This is a genomic window from Aeromonas sanarellii, assembly GCF_000820085.1.
GTDB classification, from domain to species: domain Bacteria; phylum Pseudomonadota; class Gammaproteobacteria; order Enterobacterales; family Aeromonadaceae; genus Aeromonas; species Aeromonas sanarellii.
This window is the reverse complement of record NZ_CDBN01000004.1, coordinates 38,415-51,622: the sequence shown is the minus strand read 5'-3', so window position 1 is coordinate 51,622 and position 13,208 is coordinate 38,415. Positions and strand designations below refer to the sequence as shown.

The 13,208-nt window shown below is 65.2% G+C and carries 13 protein-coding genes; 5 read left to right on the top strand and 8 right to left on the bottom strand.

All coding sequences use genetic code 11. The features are described 5' to 3' along the window. A partial coding sequence (locus BN1132_RS00965) for a substrate-binding periplasmic protein (RefSeq protein WP_052446993.1) occupies positions 1-779 on the bottom strand: 779 nt, incomplete at its 3' end. Positions 780-1,086: 307 nt separating this feature from the next. On the opposite strand from BN1132_RS00965, the gene BN1132_RS00960 reads away from it, so the two are divergent. Continuing rightward, positions 1,087-2,487: a DEAD/DEAH box helicase gene (locus tag BN1132_RS00960; protein WP_042074221.1), complete on the top strand. Its 1,401-nt coding sequence runs from the start codon at positions 1,087-1,089 to the stop codon at positions 2,485-2,487. 94 nt (positions 2,488-2,581) lie between these two features. On the opposite strand, the gene BN1132_RS00955 is transcribed toward BN1132_RS00960, so the two are convergent. The 5 genes from BN1132_RS00955 to cra all read right to left on the bottom strand — a co-directional run bounded on the left by BN1132_RS00955 (position 2,582) and on the right by cra (position 6,997). Continuing rightward, complete coding sequence (locus BN1132_RS00955) at positions 2,582-2,968, bottom strand: MAPEG family protein (RefSeq protein ID WP_042074219.1); 387 nt, start codon at positions 2,966-2,968, stop codon at positions 2,582-2,584. Between the two features lie 179 nt (positions 2,969-3,147). Then, positions 3,148-3,831 (bottom strand): RES family NAD+ phosphorylase, encoded by a 684-nt coding sequence (locus tag BN1132_RS00950; RefSeq protein ID WP_042074225.1) that lies wholly within the window; start codon positions 3,829-3,831, stop codon positions 3,148-3,150. An 8-nt stretch (positions 3,832-3,839) separates the two neighbouring features. Next, positions 3,840-4,244 (bottom strand): MbcA/ParS/Xre antitoxin family protein, encoded by a 405-nt coding sequence (locus BN1132_RS00945; protein WP_042074217.1) that lies wholly within the window; start codon positions 4,242-4,244, stop codon positions 3,840-3,842. Positions 4,245-4,496: 252 nt separating this feature from the next. After that, positions 4,497-5,690 carry an aromatic amino acid transport family protein gene (locus BN1132_RS00940; protein WP_042074216.1) on the bottom strand — a complete coding sequence of 398 codons (1,194 nt, stop codon included), beginning with the start codon at positions 5,688-5,690 and terminating at the stop codon, positions 4,497-4,499. 302 nt (positions 5,691-5,992) lie between these two features. After that, positions 5,993-6,997 carry a catabolite repressor/activator gene (gene cra, locus BN1132_RS00935; RefSeq protein WP_042074214.1) on the bottom strand — a complete coding sequence of 335 codons (1,005 nt, stop codon included), beginning with the start codon at positions 6,995-6,997 and terminating at the stop codon, positions 5,993-5,995. A 303-nt stretch (positions 6,998-7,300) separates the two neighbouring features. On the opposite strand from cra, the gene fruB reads away from it, so the two are divergent. From fruB to fruA, 3 genes are read left to right on the top strand one after another with little or no spacing between them, the layout of a single operon-like run. Further along, complete coding sequence (fruB, locus tag BN1132_RS00930) at positions 7,301-8,401, top strand: fused PTS fructose transporter subunit IIA/HPr protein (RefSeq protein WP_042074213.1); 1,101 nt, start codon at positions 7,301-7,303, stop codon at positions 8,399-8,401. Beyond that, positions 8,401-9,390 (top strand): 1-phosphofructokinase, encoded by a 990-nt coding sequence (gene pfkB / locus BN1132_RS00925; protein ID WP_042074212.1) that lies wholly within the window; start codon positions 8,401-8,403, stop codon positions 9,388-9,390. The genes fruB and pfkB overlap by 1 nt, the downstream gene beginning before the upstream one ends. After that, on the top strand, positions 9,387-11,111 hold the full coding sequence (gene fruA, locus BN1132_RS00920; RefSeq protein WP_042074210.1) for a PTS fructose transporter subunit IIBC: 1,725 nt from the start codon (positions 9,387-9,389) through the stop codon (positions 11,109-11,111). The genes pfkB and fruA overlap by 4 nt, the downstream gene beginning before the upstream one ends. A 73-nt stretch (positions 11,112-11,184) precedes the next feature. Here fruA and BN1132_RS00915 read toward each other — a convergent pair whose 3' ends face one another. Then, positions 11,185-11,436 carry a DUF1289 domain-containing protein gene (locus tag BN1132_RS00915; protein WP_042074209.1) on the bottom strand — a complete coding sequence of 84 codons (252 nt, stop codon included), beginning with the start codon at positions 11,434-11,436 and terminating at the stop codon, positions 11,185-11,187. 150 nt (positions 11,437-11,586) lie between these two features. Between BN1132_RS00915 and mltA the strand changes: the two genes are divergently transcribed. Beyond that, the gene (mltA, locus tag BN1132_RS00910) at positions 11,587-12,738 is read left to right on the top strand and encodes a murein transglycosylase A (protein WP_042074208.1); all 1,152 of its coding nucleotides are present in this window, start codon (positions 11,587-11,589) and stop codon (positions 12,736-12,738) included. A gap of 116 nt (positions 12,739-12,854) precedes the next feature. Here the strand turns inward: mltA and yfaE are convergent, their stop codons facing one another. Beyond that, on the bottom strand, positions 12,855-13,169 hold the full coding sequence (yfaE, locus tag BN1132_RS00905; RefSeq protein WP_042074207.1) for a class I ribonucleotide reductase maintenance protein YfaE: 315 nt from the start codon (positions 13,167-13,169) through the stop codon (positions 12,855-12,857). Positions 13,170-13,208: the final 39 nt, after the last annotated feature.

The following is a 13,208-nucleotide window of genomic DNA, read 5'->3' as shown; positions in this document are numbered from 1 at the left end:
AGGCTCGAACAGCTAGGAGCGGCAAAGGCGGGGCTGGGCGGGGGCAGGGTGGCGATGGCGGCATCGATGCGGGCCAGGGTTGCCTCGCTCACGGCTTCCCTTGCAAGCATCAGGCTCACCGGCTGCTGGTGCAGCAGCACCTGGCACTGGGTGAAGCCGTTTGCTCCTAGCTGTTCGAGCCTGTGATGGGCGTGTTGCCACTCCATGATGACGCCGTCGAGGCGACGCGCCAGCAAGAGGGTGATCAGCCTGTCGTCCGAGTTGTATTCGGTTGCCTGCCTGAGGGCGGGGCACTCCTCGCTCAGGGGCAGGGGGCGGGTGCCCCGCAGCTTGCCAAGGTGCAGCCCAGTCGTTTGGCACAGATCCGTCAGCCGCTCCAGCCCTTGCCAGCGATCGGGTTCGCCCGGCCCGGGGCGATGGCTCAGCAGCACGAAACTGGCGCGCCGGTAGGGGGCCGAGAAGCGGGCGAAACGCTCCCGCTCCGGGGTCTTCAGGGCGCCCATGGCGACATCCAGCTGCTGGCGCTCCACGAGGTGCAGGGCCCGGGCCCAGGGAAGGTTGCGAAAGGTAGGGTGAAGGCCAGCCTCGCCCAGGATCCGGCGGGTCAGGGTCACGTCCAGCCCGCCGAGGGTGCCGTCCGCGTCGATCTGGCTGAAGGGGGGCCAGTGGCTCCAGGCCACCGACAGTGTCTCCCTGGCGCCGAGCGGCAGGCTCAGGACGAGGGGCAAGGCGAGAACCAGCATGCGCCGGATGGTGGTGGGGGTGAACATCCTTCTCAAGCAGAACCTCCTGTTCCGTGTGTTGCGCCGCCCTCTCCATCATGTGCAGGGGCCCAGATCCATACGGCCGCATTTTCGCCATTCTGCCGCGCCCTGACCGGCTTTTCCACCCGTGCTGGGAGGCCCATCACATTTTCCTCGTGTAACCGCGCCAACTCCGTTAGACTGCGCCTCTATTCTTTCCCCTTTGCTCTGCTCCCCGGGGAAATCGTGTTTTCTCCATAGGCCCGGATCCTGTGAGATGGCATCGGCTCAGCAGAGGAGCCCCACCACAAACCCCCGGCGCCCCTATCCCTAGCAGGTAACTATGAGTTTTACTTCCCTCGGTCTGGCCGAACCCTTGTTGCGTGCCGTTGCCGAGCAAGGCTACGACACCCCGTCTCCCATCCAGCAACAAGCGATCCCCGCCGTCCTGGCTGGCCGCGACCTGATGGCCGCCGCCCAGACAGGTACCGGCAAGACCGCAGGCTTCACCCTGCCCATGCTGCAGCGTTTGACTGAAAGCAAGCGCAAGGTCTCCCCCAATCGCATCCGTGCCCTGGTGCTGACCCCGACCCGCGAGCTGGCCGCCCAGGTGGGCGAGAGCGTGCGCAACTACGGCAAGCACCTGCCGATCCGCAGCCACGTGGTCTTCGGCGGCGTGAGCATCAACCCCCAGATGATGGCGACCCGCCGTGGTCTGGACGTCTTGGTGGCCTGCCCGGGCCGCCTGATGGATCTCTACAACCAGAACGCCGTGAAGTTCGACGAAGTCGAGATCCTGGTGCTGGACGAAGCGGATCGCATGCTCGATATGGGCTTCATCCGCGACATTCGCCGTATCCTGGCCCTGCTGCCGAAGAAGCGCCAGAACCTGCTCTTCTCCGCCACCTTCGCAGACGAGATCCGCGAGCTGGCCACGGGTCTCCTGGACAACCCGGCGGTGATCGAAGTGGCCCCGCGCAACAGCACCGCCGAGCGCATCGAGCAGCTGGTGCACCCCTGCGACAAGGCCAACAAGATCGCGCTCCTGAGCCACCTCATCTCCAGCAACGACTGGCAGCAGGTGCTGGTGTTCACCCGCACCAAGCACATCGCCAACCGGGTTGCCGAGAAGCTCGAGAAAGACGGCATCAGCGCCGCCGCCATCCACGGCAACAAGAGCCAGGGCGCCCGTACCCGCGCCCTGTCAGGGTTCAAAGACGGCAGTGTGCGCGTGATGGTGGCGACCGATATCGCGGCCCGTGGCCTCGACATCGACAAGCTGCCCCAGGTGGTGAACTTCGAGCTGCCGAACGTGGCGGAAGATTACGTGCACCGCATCGGCCGTACCGGCCGTGCCGGCGCCGCCGGTCATGCCATCTCCCTGGTGGCGGCCGACGAGGGCAAGCTCATCAAGGCCATCGAACGCCTGACCAAGCAGAACATCCCCTGCGAGCAGGTGCCCGGCTTCGAGGCCTCCCGCGAGACCCTCGACAACATCGCCCGCGGCATAGGTGCGCCGCTGCGCAAGGAGCCCCGGGATCCGAGCGAGCAGCGCCGTGCGCCCCGCCCGCAAGGTCAAGGCCAGGGCCAACGCCAGGGCGCCGGTCGCTCCGGTAATGGTGCCAATGCAGGCGGTGGTCGTGGTGGCAACGGCGGCAAGCCCCAGGGCGGTGCCCGTCCGGAAGGCGGTGCAGCTAAACCGGCCCAGGCCCGTCGCCCCCGCCGCGCCAGCCATAACCAGTAAGCGGCTCGGGAGCCAGGCTCCCAGGCAGTTCGGTTGCTAAAAAAGCCCCGCCAATCTGGCGGGGTTTTTGTCTTTCTGGCCGGTCGTGAAGCGGTCAAGAGATGAGTGCCGTGATCAAGATATACGCTGCACTTACCAGGATCACGCTGAAGGTCAGCCCCATTCCCAGTACCCTGTAGCGGAAATTTTCCGGCGTGCGGCTCATGCCAAAGGCGTGGCAGAGGCGGGCAAACAACAGGGTGGCTCCCAGCAGATGGACTAGCCAGGGCGTGTGGCCGGAGGCTTCGACAAAATAGATGAGCAGCAGCGTGAGGGGGACATACTCGGCAAAGTTGGCATGTACCCGCATGACTCGCAGCATGGCGGGATCATCCCCGTACCCCAGCGCCACTCCCCGACTATGGCGGGTGCGAATGGTGCGTACGCTGAGCAAGACAAAGAGCAGGGCGAGCAGGGCTGCGTAGATGGGCACTATGGTCATATGAGTGGCTCCGTGGTGGCTTGCTTGATTTTGCTGATGATCCAATGGCTTGTCTCTGAGGCTAGCAGCAATCTTTGCCGGGTTGGCACGTCCGTTGTCCACCCCAAAAGCCAAGCCCCGTCAACATCGGTTGGCGGGGCTTGTGTCATTCATGGCTGGTTTGAGGGACCTTGCTCTGATCACTCTCCATACAGCCTGATCTGCAGCACATTGGCGATGGCGCTGCCGTTCCAGTGGTACTCCAGATGCTGGGTCTGGTGAATTTTGGTGATGAGGCGGGGGCGGTAGAGCACGTAGCAGTCGTGGCCGCTATGGCGTACCGAGCGGTAGTGGATGCCGTCCGCCCCGCCTCGCTTCTGCTCCCGGGCGAAGGCCTGGGAGTGGCCATAGTCGGTGGCGTGATAGAGGGGGGAGGCGAGGTAATCCTCCCCCCGGATATCGACGAGGCGGGCGCAGAACTCGGTGTGCAGCACCCGCATCTGCAGCTTCTGGGGCGGTTCATTGGTGTAGCCGAAGATCCGCTCCTGGTGATAGACGGTCTCTTTCACCGCAGTGTCGAGCAGGGGGGCGCAGTAGTAGCCGCCGAAGTCTCCCGTGGTGAAGCGGGCCCCCTCGGGATTGAGGTAGGTGAAGGCGGCCATCACATAGCTACCGCCGGCCAGCCCCACCAGCCAATCCTCTTTCGGCACTCGCGCCAGCTCCCCGGCCTCTTCCCGCAGGCGATCGTTGGTCAGGGCCTCGACGGCCCAGACCGCCTCCAGCTCGTCCGCGTTGGCCACGTCCTCATAGAGGCAGATGGGGGGATAGCGGCTCGGGATGATGCGAAAGGCCTGCTGATCCTGCAGCTCGCGCGATGGCGGCATCGCGGACATCAGGCCATGCCTCCGCGCCAGGCGTGCAACCGGGTGGCCACCTCATAGAGATCGGCGACGCGCCCCCCCTGCATGACGTCCATGGCGCTGCGCCCGGCGAAGAAGGGGTGGCTGTTGGGTTTGCGCACCCAGCCGTAGATGCTCTCATCGACGCTGAACAGCACCCGCAGGCTCTTGTGGATGTTGAGGATGTAGCTCATCCGCTCCTGCAGATCGGCGCTGAGACGGATGCCACCGCTCGCCTCCTTGTACTTGTTCAGAGTTGAACGGGAAGAGATGCCGAACAGCGTCAGCTGTTCATCCGTGCTGCACCGCCATTTGTCCAGGATGCGAAACACCACCGGCAGCGCCTTGCTGGGATCGACGGCATTGTCCCGGTGATTGGCTTGTGCTGTGGCGACCATGGCTCCTCCTTATGGATTGCATCGGGGCGAACCCCGGTATGGGTTCGCCTTGTTCTCAGTATGGTGGAGTTGTCCATATATGTACATACACATGGCATTTTGTTCATATCGGGACGCGGATGGAGAGAGTGAAAGCAGAGAGTGGAGGCAGAGGGGCAAGGGCCGGCATCCCGCCGCAGGGCGGGCAAATGACGAGAGGCCCCGCCAACCCGGTTGGCGGGGCCTCTCGCGAGCCGCAGGGAAAGTCGCGGCTTAGAGCGCGGGCAGCATGCCGAGGCTGACGCTCACCTGTACCCCGACGATCAGCACCCCCATGGCACCGGCGAGACCCAGGGCCAGCACGCCGCCCGGGACCCGGTAGTGGTGGGGTTCGGCTTGCTTGCGGCTCTGCCACACCAGGGCCACCGGCAGCAGCACCGCCAGCACCGCGAGCGCGATGGCGGCGTAGCCGAGCGCCATGATGAAGCCCTGGGGGAAGTAGAGGGCGAACAGCAGCGGTGGCACGAAGGTGATGAGACCGGTCTGGGTGCGCCCCTGCCAGTTGTCCTTGCGTTGGGTCACCTTGGCCATGAAGTCGAACAGCCCCAGCGTCACCCCGAGGAAGGAGGTGGCGAGCGCGAGATCCGCAAAGAGGTGCATGGCCTGGTTGAAGGCGGGCCAGTTCACCAGGTTGCCGACGCTGGCGAGCAGGCTGTCCAGAGCGCCGCCAGTCTGGATCAGGGATTGCTGGCCCAGCAGCCCCAGGATCGCCACCTGCCACAGCACGTAGAGGATGAGGGGGAGGGCGGAGCCCCACACGAAGACCCGGCGTAGCTGCCTGGGGCAGTCGCCGAGGTAGATCATCACGCTAGGGATGGAGCCGTGAAAACCGAAGGAGGTGAAGATCACCGGCAGGCCCGCCAGCAGCAAGCCCTGACCGAGCGGCATGGCAAGCAGGTGTTGTCCCTCGGCGCGCGGCAGCAGCAGGGCCAGTACCCCCACCATGATCACCAGTTTCACGGTGAACATCAGGCGGTTGAGGTAATCCACCTGTTTGGTGCCGACGCAGACCATGCCGCCGAACAGCAGGGTGAAGGCCCAGGCCGCCTGCTCCTGGCTGACGCTCATGCCGGCATCGGTCAGCGCCTGAACCAGCAGGCTGCTGCCGCCGCTGATGTAGGCGGAGGCCAGCGCGTAGAACAGCATCAGGATGCAGAAGGAGGCGATGCGCTTGCCCCAGGGGCCGAGCAGGTGATCCGCCAGCTGGTGCAGGTACCACTTGCCGGTGTTGAGGCTGGCTTCCACCTGCAGCATGGCGGTGAAGGCCATCAGGGCCCAGAGGCCGACCATCAGCAACAGGGTGGCGGGGCCACCCAGGGACGAAGAGGCCAGCGGCAGGGCCAGCATGCCGGCCCCTATGGTGGTGCCGGCGATAAGCAGGGTACAACCGAGAGTCTTGGTGTTCATAGTATCCATCCGGGATTGAGAAAAAGAGTGCCAGGGCAAGGAAGGGGGCACCTCCGGGATCGAGGCCGGAGGCTAGCAATATCGGAGTGGAGACATCGTTACGAACAGCCGCAGGTTGTAAAACAGGGTTGCCAACTTAACGGATTAAAATATCGAAAACAAGCGAGATTGCGCGAGTGTTCTGCTGTGAAAGGCAAAAAGGTGGAAATAAAAGATGACAGTTCGGCTATGGCCGTGGGGCGGCGCTGTGGGGCCAGCATGACCGAAGGCGACCCTGTCGCCCCCGGCGTCTGCGCCCCGGCCTAGCGGCGGCGTTTCAGGGTGCGGCTCACGTAGTGCAGGCCGGCGCGGTAGGTGCCGTTGATGGCCTCGAGGGCCAGGGTGAGCGCCTGGCCGGCCAGGGCGTCATGTTGTTGGGGCAGGGAGTTGATGCCAAAGGGGAGGAAGTCGAGCAGGCGGTCATCCCCGAAGGTGGCCATGGCGATCCGGCTCATGTCGCTCTCCTGTCCCAGCTCTCTTTCCAGCAGATAATCGAGCACCCCCTCCATCAGAATGTAGGAGGTGGTCACCAGGGCCTCGGGCAACTGGCCGAGTTGCCGGTGCAACGCCTTGATCAGGCGATACCCCTCGGCGCGGGAGAACTGCGCACCTTCGCAGATGTGGGCCGTCAGGGGGCTGGCATGGCTGGCCAGGGCCTGTTCGAAGCCGGCGCGTCGCTCATGGCTGATCGTGAGGGTGGGCAGGGCGGTGATCAGCGCCACATGGCGCAGGGCGGGGCTGAGCAGGGAGGCGGTGAGATCGAAGCTCGCCTTCTGGTTTTCGCTCGCGACGGTGACGAAGTGATCGGCGCTCATGGCCCGGTCGATGGCGAGGATCTGCACCCCCCTGGCCTGCTGTTCCAGATAGAAGGGATCCGACGGGGGCAGGCAGCTCGCCACCAGCAGTGCATCCACATGACGGCTGACCAGCATGCGGGCCAGCTCCTTCTCGGTGTCCGGTTCGTCTTCCGAGCAGACGATCAGCAGCTGATAACCCTGGGTGCGGGCCCCCTGTTCGAGGCGCTTGGCGAGCTTGGCATAGCTGGCGTTCTCGAGGTCGGGCAGGATGAAGCCCAGTGTCCTGGTCTGGCCGCCACGCAGGGAGGCGGCGCGGCTGTCCGGCTGATAGTTGTGGGCATGGACCACGGCCATCACCTTGTCGCGGGTGGCCTGGCTGATGCGGTATTGATCGGCCTTGCCGTTGATCACATAGCTGGCCGTGGTACGCGAGACACCGGCCAGCGCGGCGATTTCATCCAGTTTCATCATATTGGCTCTGTTTGAGTTGCAAGGCCCGCGCCGGTTCCTGGTGGGGGCACCGAAAAAGTGTGCGCGGGATCATATCATTGAAACCTACTCTCCGTGGGATCTTGAACAATTGGCTGAAACGATTCAGTCTGAGTGTAAGTGAAACGATTCAGCTTGTCAGTAGGCGATGATTATCTGAGCTTTGAAATGGGTTGCGGCTCACCAAAGCGAGAGATCCCCGTCTATTGTCAGCAGGCTAGTTACCCGAAAATTGAGTTGAGCCGGTACGCCGCGAGGCGCCGCCGGACCTGATGGAGAATCTCTATGTTGAAGTTGGCGCGACAGCAAATCCTGCTGGGACAAACGGTGACGACCAAGGCGGACGCCATCGCCCTGCTGGCAAGCAAACTGACCGAGGCCGGTCTGGTGGAGGCGGGCTATGTGGACGGCATGCTGGCGCGGGAAGCGCAGCACGCCACCTACCTGGGCAGCGGCATCGCCATTCCCCACGGCACCACCGACACCCGCCATCTGGTGAAGAGCACAGGCGTCATGGTGGCCCAGTTCCCCCACGGCATCGAGTGGGACGACGGGCAGACTGCCTATGTGGCCATCGGCATCGCCGCCAAGTCCGACGAGCATCTGGGCATACTGCGTCAGCTCACCCACGTGCTGGGTGATGAACAGGCGGCCGCTCAGTTGAAGGAAGCCACCGATGAAGAGACCATCATCAATATCCTGACCGGGGCGACGGCGGCCAAAGAGGTGCAGGTCCTGACCCTGGCCGACTTCCCGGCGGACGATCGCGACCAGCTGTTGCTGGGCGCCGCTGCCCGTGCCAAATCCGCCGGCTGGGGCGATGCCGCCATGGTGAGCGCCCTCCTGGCTAGCGAACCCGCCTACCTGGGCGAGGGCATCTGGTTGGCGCGGGCACAAGCGGCCCAGACCGGCTGGGTGTTGGCCACGCCTAGCACTGTGCTGAGCGTAGGGGGGCAACCGGTCAGCGCCCTGCTGCTGCTCTGCGCCGCAGATAGCAGCCATCTGGCGCAGCTCGATAACCTGGCCAAACTGGCCGCCGCCGGCCAGCTCGGGACGCTCGCGGGCGCCGACGGGTTGAGCATGCTGCAGACAGGCCCGGCCAGCGGTCTTTCCGACACCTTCACCATCGTCAACCCCCACGGTCTGCACGCCCGCCCTGGCGCCATGCTGGTCAAGGTGGCCAAGGAGTATGAATCCGACATTCGCGTCGCGAACCTGGATGGCAGCGGCGAGGCGGTTTCCGCCAAGAGTCTGATGAAGGTCATCGGCCTTGGGGTCAAGTGCGGTCATCGCCTCGCGTTTCGTGCCGAAGGGCCGGATGCCGAAGCGGCCCTCAAGGGGCTGGGCGAGGCCATCGCCGCCGGTCTGGGCGAGGGGGCGCACTGATGGACATCGTCACCATCACCCTGAACCCGGCGCTGGATCTCACCACCCGCCTGGAAGCCATGCACCTGGGGGAGGTGAACCTGGTGGGCGAGGCCAACTTGCGCGCCGCCGGCAAGGGGATCAACGTCGCCATGGTCTTGAAGGATCTCGGTCGTGACGTGGGCCTGACCGGCTGGCTTGGCGCCGAGAACCAGCAGAGCTTCGTCACCCTGTTCGAGGAGCGTGCCCTGGCCGATCGCTTCGTGCGCGTCGCGGGGAGCACCCGGATCAACGTCAAGATCTCCGAGCAATCGGGCCGGGTCACCGATCTCAACCTGCCGGGCCTCACCGTGCGAGACGCCGACGTGAGCGCCCTGGAGGCGGCGCTGGACGAACTGGCCCCTCAGGCCGACTGGTTCGTGCTGGCGGGCAGTCTGCCCAAGGGGGTGGCACCCGACTACTGCGCCCGGCTTATTCGGCTGCTCAAGGCCAGGGGCAAGCGGGTGATCTTCGATTGCAGCGGGGCGGCCCTGGGGGAAGGGCTCAAGGCGGCGCCGACCCTGGTCAAACCCAATCTGGAGGAGCTTGGGCAGTGGGCCGGGCGCCCCATCAGGACCTTGAGCGATCAGGCCGAGTGTGCCCGCGTCCTGCAGGCCGCCGGGATCCCCCACGTGGTGGTCTCCAACGGCGCAGACGGCCTCGTCTGGTTTGGCCCGGACGCCACCTGGCAGGCCATTCCGCCGCGCATGGAGGTGGTCAGCACGGTCGGTGCCGGCGACTCCCTGGTGGCGGGGCTGGCCCATGGCCTCAGCCTCGGCTGGACACCGGAGCAGACCCTGCGTCTGGCCACCGCCGTCTCGGCCCTGGCGGTCAGCCAGGTCGCGGTCGGTTTCGACGATGTGCGCGAGCTGGATCCCTTGCTCGAGCGGGTGCGCGTACAGCGTCTGGATGACCTGGCACCGGCTCAACCCCATACCCATTCAATGTCTAACTCAGGAGATGCCCAATGAAAGCAATTCTGGTTACGGCTTGCCCGGCGGGCATTGCCACCAGCTTTCTCGCTGCAAAACGGATAGAACAGCAGGCCAAGCAAGCGGGTTGGGAGCTGACGCTTGACGTCGACTCCAGTGTGCAACCCCGTCAGGTGCCGGGCAAGGAGCAGATTGCCGCCGCCGATCTGGTGCTGGTGGTGGCAAGCAGCCCCGTTGATCTCGCCGCCTATGACGGCAAGCCGCTCTATCGGGGTGACATGGACCTGGCGCTGCAGGATCCTGCCGCCCTGCTGGAGGCCGCCGCGAGCGGCGCCAGCGTCTATCGCCACCAGGCCGCGCCCGCCGTGGCCAAGGCGGCTGCCGGTGTCAAGCGCATCGTCGCGGTGACCGCCTGCCCCACCGGGGTGGCTCACACCTTCATGTCGGCCGAGGCCCTGGAGACCATGGCCAAACAACTGGGCCACCAGATCCGTGTCGAGACCCAGGGTTCGGTCGGTGCCCAGAACGCCCTGACGGCGGACGAGATTGCCGCCGCCGATCTGGTGTTCCTCGCCACCGACATTGAGGTGGACATGGCGCGCTTCGACGGCAAGCCTGTCTATCGCACCAGCACGGGGGCGGCCCTCAAGAAGACCCGCGCCGAGCTCGACAAGGCCTGGACCGAGGCCAAGACCTATCGCCACAGCGGCGGCGCCCAACCCAAGAAAGAGGAGAAGGCAGGCCCCTACAAGCACCTGCTGACCGGCGTCTCCTTCATGTTGCCCATGGTGGTGGCGGGGGGCCTTATCATCGCGCTCTCCTTCATCTTCGGGATTGAGGCGTTCAAGGAGGAGGGAACCCTGGCCGCTGCCCTGATGAAGATCGGCGGTGGCTCCGCCTTCGCCCTGATGATCCCGGTGCTGGCGGGTTACATCGCCTACTCCATCGCCGACCGTCCGGGTCTGGCCCCCGGCATGATCGCCGGCATGCTGGCAAGCTCCCTGGGCGCCGGTTTCCTCGGCGGCATCGTCGGCGGTTTCCTGGCCGGTTACAGCGCCAAGTACCTGAGCGACAAGGTGCGCCTGCCGGTGACCCTGGAGGCGCTCAAGCCCATCCTGATCATCCCGCTCTTTGCCAGCCTGTTCACCGGCCTGGTGATGATCTACGTGGTGGGCGGCCCGGTGGCCGGCATCATGAACGCCATGACCGAGTTCCTCAACAACATGGGCTCCGCCAACGCCGTGCTGCTGGGGGTCATCATCGGCGCCATGATGTGCTTCGACATGGGGGGCCCGGTCAACAAGGCGGCCTACGCCTTCGGGGTCGGCCTGCTCGCCTCCAAGACCTATGCCCCCATGGCTGCCGTGATGGCCGCCGGCATGGTGCCGGCACTGGGAATGGGCATCGCCACCTTCCTGGCCAGCAAGAAGTTCATCAAGGCGGAGCAGGAAGCGGGCAAGGCCTCCTTCGTGCTGGGTCTGTGCTTCATCTCCGAGGGGGCCATTCCCTTTGCCGCCAAGGATCCCATGCGGGTCATCCCGGCCTGCATGGTGGGCGGCGCCCTGACCGGTGCGCTCTCCATGCTGTTCGGCTGTGAACTGGTGGCGCCCCACGGCGGTCTGTTCGTGCTCTTCATCCCGAACGCCATCAGCAACGTCATGATGTACATACTGGCGATCGCGGCTGGCTCGCTGTTGACCGGTGTCTCCTACGCCATGCTCAAGCGCGGCGAGGAGCAGGCCAGGCTGGCGACCGCCTGAGTCGGATGTCGGTGAATGAAAAAGGCGGCCTGCGGGCCGCCTTTCTTATGGTTGGCAAAAAGAGGGGAAAGCGTCAGAGATCCAGGCCGGGTTGCGGGGGGGATTCGGGCGGTTCGCCCTCTCTGGCCTTGCGACGGGCGGCCTCGACCCTGGCCTTGCGGCCCCGGCACAGGCGCATCACCTCCTGCTGCTGGGCCGGGGTCATGGCGAGCCAGTTGAAACGCTCCTCGCGGCTGCGCAGGCACCCCTTGCAATACCCCTTGTTGTTCAGCTCGCAGACCCCGATGCAGGGGCTCTGGAGCGGGAAGAATTCGAGCTGTTCCATCCACGATCCCTCACATCCTGTCACCTTGTTATAACCCAGAAGATCCCTGCAGGAGAAATCCGCCGTGCGGGGGCGGAAGGCGTTTGCTTTCCCCGGGCAATTTTGGCATCTTCCCCGCCGTGCAAGACACTCGGTGTTATATGAGGACATATGAATAGACATGCGTACTGGCTGGCCGCCGCCGTGGTGGGCCTGGCCGGTTGTGCGGGCAGCCCTGAACCGGTCAAGGTGCCCCAGAAGAAGGCGGGATCCGGATGTTTTCTGAACTGTGAGGTGCCGGAGAATCTGGGCAAGCAGTATCTGGACGGTGCCCTGGCGGGGGATCTGGTGCGGGTGGAGCGGGTCAACAGCCGCGCCAGCGCCGACTACAGCAAGTTCGGCCCCCAGAGCCGGATGGTACTGGAGCGCTCCGGCCGCATGGCGAGCCGCTACGGAGAGCTCTATCGCCAGCTCTCCCGCTGGGTCGCCAATGGCGGCAATCCCGCCCATATCACCCAGTACGGCATCAGCCTGGCCCAGCTGGGCGGCGCCGATCGCATGGGCAACGTGCTCTTCACCGGTTACTACTCGCCGGTGCTGGAGGTGCGCCACCGCCCGGATGCCGAGTACAAGTACCCCATCTACGCCATGCCCAACTGCGGCGGCCGCTGCCCGAGCCGGGCCCAGATCCACGACGGGGCCTTGGCGAACCGCGGGCTGGAGCTCGGCTACAGCAAGTCCCTCATCGACAACTTCCTGATGGACGTGCAGGGCTCCGGCTTCGTCCACTACGGCGACGACGACAGGTTGCAGTATCTGGGCTACAGCGGCAAGAACGGTCACGGCTATGTCAGCATCGGCCGGGTGCTGATCGACCGTGGCGAGGTGCCCAAGGAGCAGATGTCCATGAAGGCCATCAAGGAGTGGGCCAGCCGCCAGCCGGAGGAGAGCGTCAAGGAGCTGGTGGAGCAGAACCCCTCCTATGTCTTCTTCGAGCGCCGTCCCACCAACGACGTGGTGGGGGCCGCCGGCATTCCGCTCTTGCCCATGGCGGCGGTGGCCGCTGACAAGACCCTGCTGCCCATGGGCACCCCCATCCTCGCGGAAGTGCCGCTGCTCGACAAGGCGGGCAACTGGACCGGCAGGCACCAGCTGCGCCTCTTGATCGCGCTGGATGTGGGCGGGGCGGTGAAGAAGGGCCACCTCGACCTCTACCACGGCATGGGAGAAAAGGCCGGGGTGGCTGCCGGTCACTACAAGCACTTTGGCCGGGTCTGGAAGCTAGGCCTGCACCACGGGCCGACCGCCGCCCCCTGGTTGTAACGCATGAGGGGCCACGGCCCCTCACTTCCCCCGAGAGACGGGAATCCCCATGAAAAAAGCCGCCGGAGCAATCCGGCGGCTTTTTGTTTCGTGACTGGCTGGCGGCAGACAGTATCTTAGCCCTTCTTGATGTCCAGCTTGATGGCGCCCACCGGCTGGCAGCAGCAGGGGAGGCACTCACCCACCGAGACAAAGGCTAGCGGGGCGGCAGGGTAGTGCACCTTGCCTGCGATCAGCGGGGTGCGACAGGCGCCGCAATAGCCGCTGCGGCACTGGAACTCGACCCTGTGGCCGTGGCGCTCCAGGGTCTCCAGCAGGCTCTCGCCGGGCTCTGCGTGCAGCACGTCATCCCGGGTGTGGATCCGGGGCGCGGCCGCTGCCTCACCGGTCGCCAGCGGGGCAGGGGCCGGGGTGCCGATGGCGTCACTCATGGCGCCATTCCACCGGGTATTTCGGCGGTGATGTCGTCA

What these genes read in the sequence shown, in the direction of transcription:
- mltA (WP_042074208.1), top strand. Translation starts at nt 11,587, where the DNA reads ATGAATAGACATGCGTACTGGCTGGCCGCCGCCGTGGTGGGCCTGGCC.
- fruA (WP_042074210.1), top strand. Translation starts at nt 9,387, where the DNA reads ATGAAAGCAATTCTGGTTACGGCTTGCCCGGCGGGCATTGCCACCAGC.
- pfkB (WP_042074212.1), top strand. Translation starts at nt 8,401, where the DNA reads ATGGACATCGTCACCATCACCCTGAACCCGGCGCTGGATCTCACCACC.
- BN1132_RS00950 (WP_042074225.1), bottom strand. Translation starts at nt 3,831, where the DNA reads ATGCCGCCATCGCGCGAGCTGCAGGATCAGCAGGCCTTTCGCATCATC.
- cra (WP_042074214.1), bottom strand. Translation starts at nt 6,997, where the DNA reads ATGATGAAACTGGATGAAATCGCCGCGCTGGCCGGTGTCTCGCGTACC.
- BN1132_RS00955 (WP_042074219.1), bottom strand. Translation starts at nt 2,968, where the DNA reads ATGACCATAGTGCCCATCTACGCAGCCCTGCTCGCCCTGCTCTTTGTC.
- BN1132_RS00940 (WP_042074216.1), bottom strand. Translation starts at nt 5,690, where the DNA reads ATGAACACCAAGACTCTCGGTTGTACCCTGCTTATCGCCGGCACCACC.
- yfaE (WP_042074207.1), bottom strand. Translation starts at nt 13,169, where the DNA reads ATGAGTGACGCCATCGGCACCCCGGCCCCTGCCCCGCTGGCGACCGGT.
- BN1132_RS00915 (WP_042074209.1), bottom strand. Translation starts at nt 11,436, where the DNA reads ATGGAACAGCTCGAATTCTTCCCGCTCCAGAGCCCCTGCATCGGGGTC.
- fruB (WP_042074213.1), top strand. Translation starts at nt 7,301, where the DNA reads ATGTTGAAGTTGGCGCGACAGCAAATCCTGCTGGGACAAACGGTGACG.
- BN1132_RS00960 (WP_042074221.1), top strand. Translation starts at nt 1,087, where the DNA reads ATGAGTTTTACTTCCCTCGGTCTGGCCGAACCCTTGTTGCGTGCCGTT.
- BN1132_RS00945 (WP_042074217.1), bottom strand. Translation starts at nt 4,244, where the DNA reads ATGGTCGCCACAGCACAAGCCAATCACCGGGACAATGCCGTCGATCCC.